Source organism: Reyranella soli (genome assembly GCF_007992495.1).
Classification (GTDB): domain Bacteria; phylum Pseudomonadota; class Alphaproteobacteria; order Reyranellales; family Reyranellaceae; genus Reyranella; species Reyranella soli.
Genome location: NZ_BKAJ01000018.1, coordinates 39,645 through 51,972, shown reverse-complemented (window position 1 = coordinate 51,972; position 12,328 = coordinate 39,645). Strand labels below are relative to the sequence as shown.

Genomic DNA, 12,328 nt, shown 5'->3' with positions numbered 1-12,328 from the left:
ACACAGTGATGGGGTTTCCTAAGGCAATATATAAATATTGATAGGGCCGGCGTCAGATCGGCCATTACCCCTCTAGAGGTCGTCCCATGAACACCAAGCTCGTTGCCGTGATCGCCTTGCCACTCGTCCTGACGCTGGCGGCCTGCGGCGACACCTGGGGAGAACGTGCTGTTACGGGCGGCGGCATCGGTGCCGGCACGGGCCTGGCAATCGGCGCCGTGGCCGGCTGGCCGCTGCTGGCGCCGGTCCTGGTCGGCACGGCCGTGGGGGCGGGCATCGGCGCTGCGACCACGCCGAAGCAATAATAAATAGGGGTGAGCCGTCGGCTCAGCCCGTCAGCAGCCTGATCTTGCGCTCGAAGATGGTGAGCACGTCCTCGAGCGAATCGCCGTGCGCCAGTTTGCGCGGGCCGTTGTAGACCATGTACCCGCCCTGGCTGGTGCCCGGGACCTTGGCGATGGCGAACAGCGGCTGCTCGGCGGTGTGGCGGAAGATCGAGAAGATCGCCATTCCCGGACGAAAATCGATGGCGTAGTCGCGCCATTCGCCCGACGCGACGCGCATGCTGTAGAGATTGAGGAGCCGGGACAGTTCTCGCCGGTCGAATGAGACAATGCGGCGCCGGGCCTTTTGGTCGGCCAAACGGTAGAGATTGGTCATGCAGCCGGGACTTGAACCATGACGTCTGCGTGAATTGTTGCAGAAGCGCCGGGAACGGTAAAGCGCCCCCAAAAGGCCTTGCTGCTGTGGTTTGCTAAAGATCGGTTGCGGGTCTATGAACCGCGCCTGAAGCCGTTGATATTCCGCGATAATCCGGGAGCCATCGTGTCCGATTCCGCCGCCTTTCATGAAGTAGACGAGGCCGTCCGCAAGGACGAACTCAAGGAATGGTGGGGCCGTTGGGGGACCTGGGTCGTGGCGGGGGCCGTGATCCTCGTCGTCGCCGTGACGGCACTGGTCGGCTGGCGCCAGTACGATGCCTCGCGTCGCGCCGGGGCGAGTGCGGCCTACTCGGCGGCATTGGCGCAGATCGCCCAGGACAAGCCGGCCGCTCTGAAGGCCTTCGAGGACCAGGCCAGGAACGCACCCGAGCCCTACCGCTCGCTGGCGGCGCTGGTCGCCGCGCAGTTGCGCGAGCCGCTGGACGCTCAGGTGACCGCGTTGCTCGCGGTGGCGCCGACGCTCAATTCGGCCGAGCTCGCCGACCTCGCCAACGTGATCGCCGCCTACAAGAGCATCGACTCGCCCAGGGCCGAGGAGATGGTCGCCAAGCTCGAACCGCTGGCCGGTCCCGACCGGCCGTTCCGCCTGAGCGTGCGCGAATTGCAGGGGATGCTCGCGGTGCGCAAGGGCGACCTCAAGCGCGCCCGTGAACTGTGGAGCGAGATCGCCAAGGATCCGCAGGCGCCGCAGGCCGCCGCCCAGCGCGCCTCGGCGATGCTCAACTTCTACGGCCCGGCAGAGGCGAAGTAGCAGCGATGCAAAACGTGTTGCGTGTCGCGGTCTCGTCCCGCATCGGTCTCGTCGGTCTGTTGCTCGTCGTGTCGCTGTCCGGTTGCGACATGGTCGGCGACTGGTTCGGCAAGAGCAAGACGCCGCTGGTGGGCGAGCGCCTTCCGGTATTCACCGAACGAAGCGAGCTCGAGCCCGACAAGGAACTGGCCAGTGTGCCGGTCGTGCTGCCGGCGCCCGCGGTCAACGATTCGTGGCCGCAGTCGGGCGGCTTCGCCAACTACGCCATGCACAATCTCGCGGTCAGCGCTTCGCCGCAGATCATCTGGACGGCCGATGTCGGGTCGGGCTCGACCTCCTCGCGCATCCTGACCTCGCCGCCGATCGTGGCCGAAGGCAAGGTATTCGCCAAGGACGCGCAGGGCACCGTCTCGGCCTTCAATGCCGACACCGGTCAGCTGGTGTGGCGGGTGACGCTGAAGCCCGAGAAGGCGCGCGATGGCGACGAGTTCGGCGGCGGTCTGGCCTACTACGGCGGCAAGCTGTTCGTGACCACGGGCTTCGCTGCGGTCTATTCGCTCGACCCCAACGACGGCAAGGAAGTCTGGATGTCGACCGTGAGCGCGCCGGTGCGCGGCGCGCCGCTGGTCTTCGCCGACCGCGTGTTCGCCATCAGCATCGACAACAAGCTGCAGGCGCTGGCGGCCGTCGACGGTGCCGAGCTCTGGCAGTTCGCCGGTCTGACGGAAAGCGCGGGCTTCGTCGGCGGCAACAGCCCGGCGGGCTCCGCCGACTACATCGTGGCGCCCTTCAGCTCGGGCGAGCTGGTGGGGCTGCGCGTCGACAACGGCCGGCCGGTGTGGAACGAAACGATGATCGGCGCCCGCGGCGAAGTGCGCGCCTTCGGCAACATGACTGACATTCGCGGCCGCCCCGTGATCGATCGCGGCCTGGTGCTGGCCATGGGCTCGGCGGGCCAGCTCGCAGCCGTCGAGCTGCGTTCGGGCCAGCGCATGTGGGAGCGCAGTATTGGTGGCAACCAGACGCCGTGGGTGGCTGGCCGCTTCGTGTTCGTCACCACCAGCAGCGCCGAGATCGCGGCCTTGACGCGCGACACCGGCAAAGTGAAGTGGGTGACGCCGCTGACGCAGTATCACGATGAGGGGCGCAAGCGGCCCGTCCTGTGGTCGGGGCCGGTGCTGGCCGGCGACCGCCTGCTGGTCGGCGGCACGCTGGGCGAGCTTTTGGCCGTCTCGCCCTACACCGGCGAGATCCTGGGCAAGATGGATCTGCGCGACCCGATCCGGCTCGGGCCGGTGATCGCCAACCGCACGATCTACATCTTGACCGACTCAGGGCGGCTCATTGCCCTCCGCTGACACAAAGCCTTCCCTTCCTCGGGTGGCCATCGTCGGCCGGCCCAATGTCGGCAAGTCGACGCTGTTCAACCGCCTGGTCGGCAAGCGCCGCGCCATCGTCGACGACACGCCGGGCGTGACCCGTGACGTGCGCGAGGCGCCGGCGCAGCTCGGCGATCTCGCTTTCACATTGCTCGACACGGCAGGGTGGGAGACGACGGGTGGCGAGGCGCTGGAGGCGCGCATGCGCCGCTTCACCGAACGGGCGATCGACAGCGCCGACGCCGTTTTGTTCCTGATCGATGCACGCGCCGGCGTCGTACCGCTCGACGAGAGCTTCGCGGGCTGGCTGCGCAAGCGCGCCGACAAGGTGATCGTGGTCGCCAACAAATGCGAGGGCCGCGCCGGCCAGCAGGGCCTGGCCGAGGCGCACGCGCTGGGACTGGGCGATCCTATCCCGGTGTCGGCCGAGCACGGCGAGGGCCTGAGTGACCTGCACGAGGCGCTGGCCAGGTACATCGAGCCGATGCCCGAGGAAGACGAGGAAGCCGAGGGCAGCGAGGAAGACGAGGCGGTCGATCCCAAGCGGCCCCTGCTGCTGGCGATCGTCGGCCGGCCCAATGTCGGCAAGTCGACCTTGCTCAACCGGCTGGTCGGGGAGGAGCGGGTGTTGACCGGTCCCGAGGCCGGCATCACGCGCGACGCCATCCGCGTCGAATGGGAATGGAAGGGCCGGCAGGTGCGCCTGGTCGACACTGCGGGCATGCGCCGGCGCAGCCGCATCGAGGCCAAGCTCGAGGCTGCCTCCGTGGCCGACACGCTCGACACCATCCGGCTGGCCGACGTCGTGGTCGTGGTCCTCGACGCTGCCGACATGGCCGACAAGCAGGACCTCACCATCGCCGGCCGGGTGATCGACGAGGGCCGCGCGCTTGTGGTGGCGGTCAACAAGACCGATCTTTTGGCCGACGACCGGGCGAGCGCGAGCCGGGCCTGGCGCAAGCTCGCCGATCGGCTGGAGGCGTCGTTCGCCCAGGTCAAGGACGTGCCGATCGTCGGCTTCTCGGCGCTGAACGGCCGCGGCATCGACCGGCTGATGCCGGCGGTGTTCACGACCTATGACATCTGGAACAAGCGCGTGCCGACGCCCAAGCTCAATCGTTGGCTGCGCGAGATGGAGACCCTGCATCCGCCGCCGTTGGCCAAGGGCCGCCGCATCCGGCTGCGCTTCATGACCCAGATCAAGCGGCGCCCGCCGACCTTCGTGCTGCAGGTCAGCCAGCCCGAGGAACTGGGCGACGACTATCTGCGCTACCTGATGAACCGTCTGCGCGACGATTTCGGCCTGCCGGGCGTGCCGATCCGGCTCACCATGCGCAAGCCGAATAACCCCTTCGCGGGACGCGCACGCAAGCGCTAGGGCATAGTCCACTCACGATGAAACAATGACCTCATCCTGAGGAGCGGTCCGCAGGACCGCGTCTCGAAGGGTGTGTACGAGCACCGCATTTGTTGCCCATCCTTCGAGACGGCGCTTCGCGCCTCCTCAGGATAGGTTTCCAGTTTGGACAGACAAGGCACGAAGTCCGACGATTGCGCACGCAGTGTGCGCTTTCGCACAGAACGGTCGCCCGTTATTGTGAAAACCTCGACGTTGCCGTCCTCCCTTTCGGACGGCCAGCCGTGGCATCACGAGGGGGCTCAGATGCCGGATGCACCGACGAAGTTCGAGCGCGTAGCCAATTGGTTCGACGGCCTGCGCAAGGTCCTGGTGGCCGGTGGCGCGGGAGCTGTCGTCGTCATCGCAGCGGCCGCGATCGTGCGCGAGCTCGCGATGGGCGGCCTTGCCATCGATCCCGTCGTCGTCAAGGCGACCAACACACCCGACGCGCCGACGCCCGAGCTTGCCGCCCAGCAGATCGCGCGGCAGCTCGATCGGATCCAGCGATCGGGCGTGCAGGAATGGCGTCGGCTGCATGTCGACGACGGCGTCCATCCCGTTGACCTGCAGATCCCGGGTGCACCGCTCAGCCTGCGCAGCGCGGCGCGCGAGGTGGTTGCCCTCTTCGGGCTGGCGCCGGTGACGCTGCGTTCGGCGCTGACGCGGCGCAACGATCAGGGCGGGTATTCGGCGGTGATGAGCCTCGCCGGCGACCACGGCGCGATGGCCAATTGCCCGGCTGATGGCATCGAGGACACGCTCGACAACATCTACGAATGCATCGCCTTCAACGCGATCGCCTTCGTCGATCCCAAGACGGCGGCCTCCTACATCCTCAAGCGCGAGCAGGCGGAGTGCAAAGGGCTCGATGGCGGGCTCGCGCCGGCCATGCCCGACCTGCACCGCGAGGAGCATCGCATCAACAATCGCCGGGAGCACTGCAGCTTCGCGCAAACCCAGAAGGTCATCGCCAAGATGATGGGCAGCACCGACAAGTCGGAGCTGCGCTGGGTACCCTACATCTTCGGCCAGATCCACATGGCGCGAGCCGAGGCGCTGGTCGACGTCGGCCTTCAGCAGCAGCTCTCCGAGCTCGACCAGGCGATCGGCCGGTTCCACGATTCGCAGCGCCAGATGAAGCATTCACCCACGACCATTGCCGTGCTGATGAAGGCGTTTCTTCGCAAGGGCATCATCATCCACCAGACGACGCCGCCCATGGAATGGGTGGACGACGCCGACTCGCTGCTGCAGAAGCGCCTCACCATCGCCGACCAGACCTTCGCCGAAGCGGCCGAGCAGCTGCAGCAGATCCCGAAGACGCGCAGCCCCGGCCTCGATGCGCTGGTCAACCGTCTCGAAGGCCTGCTGATCTACCGGCAGTGGATGATCGACGCGCATCGGCGCATGAAGTCCGGCGTTATCACCGTTGCCGTGGGCAAGGACGAGCTCGCCGATCTCGATCGGGCCGCGGCCAAGTACGCGGCAGCAGAGGCCAAGGATCCGGCGTCGGCAACCGACTTGATGGACTGGGGCAACATCCTCCGCGCGGCCGGCAAGTTCGATGACGCGATCGTCAAATACCGGCGCGCCTTCGACCTCGACCCGGCGAACGCCGACCCGGCGCTCAACATAGCGGTCGCCTATATCGAGCGCTTCGAGCGCAATTCCGGATCGCCCGACACGGGCCAGTTGCTGGTCGCGCTGGGCGCGCTGGACGACTATCTCGCCTGGACGTCTTCCGGCGGCCCGTACAGGGCGCTGCTTCCCAGGGTTAAGCGGCTGCTCGCCAGCGTCGGCCACGGCCAGGAGTTCGAGGAGTGCCTGAGCAAGACGCTCGCGGCGCCGCCCTTCGCCGATCCCAAGATCGAGAAATGGAAGGATGCCGCGGCCTTCAAGTTCTGCATCGACGGTGCGATCGACAGCGTTACCAGGGTCGGCATACGCCCCGCCGAGGTGACGAACGCCTCAAGATAGGCGCCTCAGGATAAGCGGGCCGCCTCGTCTCCGGCGATCCACTGGCCGTTCAGGGTGCACGAGGGCAGCGCCAGCTGGATCAATCCCTCGGCGTGCGCCTCGGGCGGGACCTGCTGCTCGGTCGGCTCGCCCGGGAAGGCCTGGGCGCGCATCCTCGTGCGCATCGGGCCGGGATTGTAGAGGTTGACGCGCACGGCGGTGTGCGCGACCTCGGCGGCGTAGGTCGCGGCCAGCACGTCGAGCGCCGCCTTGCTGGCGGCATAGGCGCTCCAGTAGGGCACGGCCTTGTTGGCGATGCCCGAGGTCACGAAGATCGCGCGGCCCGCGTCGGACCGGCGCAGCAGCGGATCGAGCGACCGGATCAGCCGCCAGTTGGCCGTCACGTTCACCGCCATCACCTGCTCGAACACGGCAGGATCGATATGGCCGATCGGCGAGAGCACGCCCAGGATGCCGGCGTTGCCCAAGAGCACGTCGAGGCGGCCGAAGCGCTCGTAGAGCGCCGCGCCGAGGCGGTCGATGCCCGGTCCGTCGGTGACGTCGAGCGGCACCAGCGTCGCCGAGCCGCCCTCGGCCTTGATCCTGTCGTCGAGGTCTTCCAGGCCGCCCACGGTGCGCGCGACCAGCACGCAATGCGCGCCTTCGCGGGCGAAGGCGAGGGCAGCGGCGGCGCCGAGGCCGCGCGAGGCGCCGGTGACCAGCGCCAGACGGCCGGCCAGGCGACCGGGAGAAGCAGCAGTCACGACGAAGGCCTCAGGCCGATTCGACGAGCAGCGAAAGCTGGCGATCCTCGACGCCCTCGACGTCGTCGAGCGAGATCGGATAGTCGCCGGTGAAGCAGGCGTCGCAGAACGAGGGCTGATTGGGGTCGCGGCCCGGCAGTCCCATGGCGCGATAGAGCCCGTCGATCGACACGAAGGCCAGCGAATCGACCTTGATGAACTTCGCCATGCCGGCGACGTCGTAGTGCGAGGCGAGCAGCTTGTCGCGCTCGGGCGTGTCGATGCCGTAGAAGCACGGGTTGGTCGTGGGCGGGGCGGCGATGCGCATGTGCACTTCGCGGGCGCCAGCCTGGCGCACCATCTCGACGATCTTCATCGACGTCGTTCCGCGCACGATCGAATCGTCGACCAGGATCACCCGCTTGCCGTCGATCAGGGCGCGGTTGGCGTTGTGCTTCAGGCGCACGCCGAGATGGCGGATATGGTCGGCGGGCTCGATGAAGGTGCGGCCGACATAATGGTTGCGGATGATGCCGAGCTCGAACGGCAGGCCCGACTGCGCGGCATAGCCGATCGCCGCCGGCACGCCGGAATCGGGCACCGGGACAACGACGTCGGCCGGCACCGGGCTTTCCCTGGCGAGTTCCATGCCGATCCGCTTGCGCGCATCGTAGACGCCGATGCCCTCGACCTTGGAATCGGGGCGGGCGAAATAGATGTGCTCGAACACGCAGAAGCGGCGCTTCTCTTTCGTGAAGGGCTTGATCGAGCGCAGGCCGTTGCCGTCGACGATGACGATCTCGCCCGGCTCGACGTCGCGTACGAAGCGCGCGCCGATGATGTCGAGGGCGCAGCTCTCCGACGTCAGGATCCAGGAATCCTCCAGCCGGCCGATGACCAGCGGCCGCACGCCCATCGGATCGCGCACGCCCAGCAGCGCTTCGTTGGTGAGCAGCAGCAGCGAGTAGGCGCCCTTGACCCGGCCCAGCGCGTCGATCACGCGGTCGACCACGGTCGAGTAGTTGGAGCGGGCGATCAGGTGGTTGATGACCTCGGTGTCGGTAGTCGACTGGAACAGGCAGCCGATCCGCACCAGCTCCTTGCGCAGCAGGTAGGCGTTGGTGAGGTTGCCGTTGTGGGCCAGTGCCAGGCCGCCGAAGTCGAAATCGGCGAAGATCGGCTGGATGTTGCGGTCCGACGAGCCGCCGGTCGTGGCATAGCGGTTATGCCCGATCGCCGAATAGCCCTTCAGCTTGGCGATGATCGACTGCTCGCCGAAAATGTCGCCGACCAGGCCGGCGGCGCGGTGATTGTGGAAATGTCGGCCATCGAAAGTGACGATGCCGGAGGCCTCCTGGCCGCGATGCTGCAGGGCATGCAGGCCCAATGCGGTGTGGGCGGCGGCATCAGAAGTGCCGTAGATGCCGAACAACGCACATTCCTCGTGAAACTTATCGAGGTCATGGTCGAGGCGTTTGGGGGCACTGGACACGGCGGGGTTATAACTGGGGACCGCCCGTCGCGCCATCAAGGATAACTCACTGCGGCGGTTTGTTCTCCGGCGGCTTGGCATCGTCCGTGGGCGGCGCTGCCGGCGCAGCCTGCCCTCCGGGAGCCGCCGGTGAGGGGACGGAAACCGACCCGGCATCGCGTCCGCGGTCCTGCAGGCGGGTGCGGAAGCCCGGCGGCAGGTACGGTTCGACGAAACTGGCCATTTCCTTGATCATCGGGAAGGTGGCGCCGCCCTCGACCGCGGGCGGCAGCGCGCGCGGCCCGAGATAGCCGTAGAACAGGAAGGCAGTGCCGACCGCCACCCAGGCGCACAGCACGCCGAAACCGGCGCCCAGGATGCGGTCGGGCTTGGCGAGCGGGCTCGCCCGCACCGAGCGCGACAGGGCATTGGTCAGCATCACCAGCACGATCAGCGCGGCCACGAACACCGCCAGCATGGCGAGGAAATAGGCGAGCTCGGTGCTGCCGACCAGCTGCTCGACCTCGGGCTGGACCAGCTTGGCGTATTTCCACGCCACCCAGCCGGCGGCGATCCACGAGCCGATGAACAGCACTGCATGGGCGAAGCCCGACGAGGCGCCGAGCAGGGCGCCGAAGCAGGCGACGGCGATGATCGCCACGTCAAAAACAGTGATTCCCAGCTTGTCCATCGCCCCTACAAACGCTCCGTTGCCTAATCTCGCCCACGATCAGAGGGGCTTTCGCGGCGCGACCGTTTCATGGGTCGATCGGCCGGCTGAAAACGCGCCACAAGGTCCGATAGATGCTCGATTTCGTCAATGGCGATGCCCTCCGTGCGCGGTGCCGGTCCTGTGCCCGCGCGCCCTCTCGGCACCAGGGCGCTGCGGAAGCCGAGCTTGGCCGCCTCGCGCAATCGCGCCTCGCGCTGGCTCACGGGGCGGACCTCGCCGCCCAGACCGATCTCGCCGAACACGACCATGTCGGTCGGAACGGCTTCGTCGGCGAGCGATGACACCACGGCTGCAGCGACGGCGAGATCGGCCGCCGGCTCGCCGATGCGCAAGCCGCCCGCGACGTTGAGATAGACGTCGTTGGCGCCGACGACGACGCCGCAGCGTGCTTCCAGCACGGCCAGCACCATGGCCAGCCGGTTGGAATCCCAGCCGACCACGGCATGGCGCGGCGTGGCGAACGAGGAGGGCGCGACCAGTGCCTGGATCTCGGTCAGCAGCGGCCGCGTGCCCTCGATGCCGGCGAACACGCAGGTGCCCGAGACATGACCGCGGCGCTCGCCCAGGAACAGCGCCGACGGATTGGCGACGTCCGACAGGCCGCGGTCTGACATCTCGAACACGCCGATCTCGTCGGTCGGCCCGAAGCGGTTCTTGACCGTACGCAGGATGCGGAAGTGATGCCCGCGCTCGCCCTCGAAGTAGAGCACGGTGTCGACCATGTGCTCGAGCACGCGCGGGCCTGCGATGGCGCCGTCCTTGGTGACGTGGCCGACCAGCAGCACCGCGATGCCGCGTCGCTTGGCGAGCTCGACCAGCGCCTGCGCCGAGCCGCGCACCTGGCTCACCGTGCCCGGCGTGCTGTCGATCGTGTCGAGCCACATGGTCTGGATGGAATCGATCACCGCCACCTTGGGGGCGTCGGGCCGCTCCAGGGTCGCCACGATATCGCGCACCGAGGTCGCGGCCGTGAGCTGGACCGGCGCATCACCCAGCCCGAGCCGCTCGCCGCGCAGCCGCACCTGGTCGAGCGCTTCCTCGCCCGAGATATAGGCGCAAGCCGTATGCTGGCGCGCCAAGGCCGCCGCGACCTGCAGCAGCAGCGTCGACTTGCCGATGCCGGGATCGCCGCCGATCAACAGGGCGGAACCGACCACCAGGCCGCCGCCGCAGACGCGGTCGAATTCGCTGATGCCGCTGCGATAGCGCTCCGGCTGCGGCGTCGATCCGCGCAGGCCCGCGAATTCGAGCAGGCGGCCCTTGCCGGCACGCGCCAGGCCGCCGCCGGCCGGGCCGGGGGCGGGGGCTGTTTCCTCGACGATGGTGTTCCACTCGCCGCAGCTCTCGCAGCGGCCGCTCCACTTGTTCGCGACCGCGCCGCACGACTGGCAGACGAAGCGTTTGAGCGGCCGCGCCATGTCAGTGCACGGTCGGCGACAGGGGGCGCTTGGAGAGGCACCAGTCGTCGCGATGCAGCCAGCACGAGTCGTCCTTGTCGTGCCGGTCGCGACGCAGGCTCGTCAGCGCCTGCTGGCCGGCCGGATCGGCAAGCGCCTGGCGCAGGGCCGTCTCGCCTTCGGGCGTGCGCGCACCGATGCAGGGATAGAAGCCGACACGGCCGACGGAGCGCGCGGCCAGGGTCTCGCCACGACGGTCGAGCCGCAGCATGAAGCCGCTGATCGAGAAATCGACGGTGGTCATCGGCAGCAACAGGCGCCCGCCATCGGCCAAAGCATCGAGCCACCAGGCCTGCGGCGCCGTGGCGCCGGCAAACGCCACGATGACGTCCCACTGTCCATCAACCGGTTGGGCGGCGTCGCCTTGGTGCACCACGGCTGCCGGCCACGATTCGAGATTGTGCGTCGCCCTGGCCGCCAGATCTTCGTCGATCTCGATGGCATCGACGCGGCCGCCGCGGCCGACCGTCTCGGCCAGGATCGCCGTGAAGTACCCCGAGCCCGTGCCGATCTGCAGGACGCGCTCGCCCTCCCCGAGCGCAATGCGATCGAGCTGGTAGGCCCACAGGTTCGGCTCCCCGATGTTGAGGCGGCGAGTCTCGTCGAGCGCCACCAGGACGTTGTGATAGAGCCAGCGCGGATCGTTGTCCGGCGTGGTCCAGTAGCCATCCCAGGAGTTCAGGATGCGCCACGGGCCCGGCCCGGCAAAGCGTTCGCGCGGCACGGCGGCGAAGGCCTCGACCAGGCGTTCGTTGCCCATGTGGGCGGTGACGCGCAGTTCGTCGGCGAAGTGGCGGCGGGCGTCAGCGAGATCGGGCGTCATGGTCAGAGCCTCCGGACCTGCATGCGGATCGGCCCCTCGGCGCGGCCGTTGATGAACTGGTCGACGTGGGCGTCGCCGGAATGGTCGATGTCGGCGGTGCGGCCCTGCCAGATCAGCTTGCCGTCGTAGAGCATGGCGATGCGATGGCCGATCTTGCGCGCCGAGGCCATGTCGTGGGTGATCGACACGGCGGTGGCGCCGAGGTCGCTGACGCATTTCACGATCAAGTCGTTGATGACGTCGGCCATGATCGGGTCGAGGCCGGTCGTGGGCTCGTCGAAGAAGATGATCTCGGGCTCGCGGGCGATGGCGCGGGCGAGCGCCACGCGCTTCTGCATGCCGCCGCTCAGCTCGGCGGGATAGAGCTCGCCGATCTCGGGACCCAAACCGACGGCGCCGAGCTTGGCGATCGCCACCTCGCGCGCCTGCGCCGGCTTCATGCCGTCGCTCTGGATCGGCCCGAAGGCAACGTTCTCCCAGACGCGCAGCGAATCGAACAGCGCGCCGCCCTGGAACAGCATGCCGAACTTGCGCATGACGTCGGCGCGGCCGCCGTCGGCCAGCGCCACCGTCTCCTCGTCGTCGATCTTGATCGAGCCCGCATCGGGCCGCATCAGGCCCAGCACGCATTTCAGCAGCACCGACTTGCCGGTGCCCGAGCCGCCGATCACCACCATCGATTCGCCCTTGGCGACGTCGAGGTCGATGCCCTGCAGGACCTTCTTGGGTCCGAAGGATTTCGTGACGCCGCGGAGGGAGATCTTGGAAGTCATGCTCCGTCATCCCGAGCGGAGCCGCCCGAAGGGCGGCGCAGTCGAGGGACCTCTTCTTGTCCACGCATCAACAGAATAGGTCCCTCCGCTGCGCCTCGCTGCGCTCGGCTCCGGTCGGGAT

12 protein-coding genes are annotated in these 12,328 nt (G+C 68.0%); 5 read left to right on the top strand and 7 right to left on the bottom strand.

From position 1 onward, the window contains the following. The first annotated feature begins 86 nt into the window (after positions 1 to 86). Positions 87 to 305, top strand: coding sequence for a YMGG-like glycine zipper-containing protein (locus RSO01_RS04925; protein WP_147146799.1), 219 nt, complete (start codon positions 87 to 89; stop codon positions 303 to 305). Between the two features lie 22 nt (positions 306 to 327). Here RSO01_RS04925 and RSO01_RS04920 read toward each other — a convergent pair whose 3' ends face one another. Continuing rightward, positions 328 to 660 carry a DUF2794 domain-containing protein gene (locus RSO01_RS04920; RefSeq protein ID WP_147146797.1) on the bottom strand — a complete coding sequence of 111 codons (333 nt, stop codon included), beginning with the start codon at positions 658 to 660 and terminating at the stop codon, positions 328 to 330. 165 nt (positions 661 to 825) lie between these two features. Between RSO01_RS04920 and RSO01_RS04915 the strand changes: the two genes are divergently transcribed. The 4 genes from RSO01_RS04915 to RSO01_RS04900 all read left to right on the top strand — a co-directional run bounded on the left by RSO01_RS04915 (position 826) and on the right by RSO01_RS04900 (position 6,228). Beyond that, positions 826 to 1,473, top strand: a complete 648-nt coding sequence (locus tag RSO01_RS04915; RefSeq protein ID WP_170302850.1) for a tetratricopeptide repeat protein — start codon at positions 826 to 828, stop codon at positions 1,471 to 1,473. A 5-nt stretch (positions 1,474 to 1,478) separates the two neighbouring features. After that, positions 1,479 to 2,831 carry an outer membrane protein assembly factor BamB family protein gene (locus RSO01_RS04910; RefSeq protein ID WP_147146793.1) on the top strand — a complete coding sequence of 451 codons (1,353 nt, stop codon included), beginning with the start codon at positions 1,479 to 1,481 and terminating at the stop codon, positions 2,829 to 2,831. 22 nt (positions 2,832 to 2,853) lie between these two features. Next, a complete protein-coding gene (der, locus tag RSO01_RS04905; protein ID WP_246158090.1) occupies positions 2,854 to 4,230 on the top strand; it encodes a ribosome biogenesis GTPase Der in 1,377 nt (458 codons plus the stop codon). 285 nt (positions 4,231 to 4,515) lie between these two features. Continuing rightward, positions 4,516 to 6,228: a tetratricopeptide repeat protein gene (locus RSO01_RS04900; protein WP_147146790.1), complete on the top strand. Its 1,713-nt coding sequence runs from the start codon at positions 4,516 to 4,518 to the stop codon at positions 6,226 to 6,228. A gap of 5 nt (positions 6,229 to 6,233) precedes the next feature. Here RSO01_RS04900 and RSO01_RS04895 read toward each other — a convergent pair whose 3' ends face one another. From RSO01_RS04895 to RSO01_RS04870, 6 genes are read right to left on the bottom strand one after another with little or no spacing between them, the layout of a single operon-like run. Beyond that, the gene (locus RSO01_RS04895) at positions 6,234 to 6,971 is read right to left on the bottom strand and encodes an SDR family NAD(P)-dependent oxidoreductase (protein ID WP_147146788.1); all 738 of its coding nucleotides are present in this window, start codon (positions 6,969 to 6,971) and stop codon (positions 6,234 to 6,236) included. A gap of 10 nt (positions 6,972 to 6,981) precedes the next feature. Further along, the gene (purF, locus tag RSO01_RS04890; RefSeq protein ID WP_147146784.1) at positions 6,982 to 8,478 is read right to left on the bottom strand and encodes an amidophosphoribosyltransferase; all 1,497 of its coding nucleotides are present in this window, start codon (positions 8,476 to 8,478) and stop codon (positions 6,982 to 6,984) included. A gap of 10 nt (positions 8,479 to 8,488) precedes the next feature. Continuing rightward, a complete protein-coding gene (locus RSO01_RS04885) occupies positions 8,489 to 9,112 on the bottom strand; it encodes a CvpA family protein (RefSeq protein ID WP_147146782.1) in 624 nt (207 codons plus the stop codon). Between the two features lie 23 nt (positions 9,113 to 9,135). Further along, positions 9,136 to 10,572 (bottom strand): DNA repair protein RadA, encoded by a 1,437-nt coding sequence (radA, locus tag RSO01_RS04880; protein ID WP_147146780.1) that lies wholly within the window; start codon positions 10,570 to 10,572, stop codon positions 9,136 to 9,138. A 1-nt stretch (position 10,573) separates the two neighbouring features. Then, positions 10,574 to 11,434 (bottom strand): protein-L-isoaspartate O-methyltransferase family protein, encoded by an 861-nt coding sequence (locus RSO01_RS04875; RefSeq protein ID WP_147146778.1) that lies wholly within the window; start codon positions 11,432 to 11,434, stop codon positions 10,574 to 10,576. Between the two features lie 2 nt (positions 11,435 to 11,436). Beyond that, on the bottom strand, positions 11,437 to 12,207 hold the full coding sequence (locus tag RSO01_RS04870; protein WP_147146776.1) for an ABC transporter ATP-binding protein: 771 nt from the start codon (positions 12,205 to 12,207) through the stop codon (positions 11,437 to 11,439). Positions 12,208 to 12,328 lie beyond the last annotated feature (121 nt).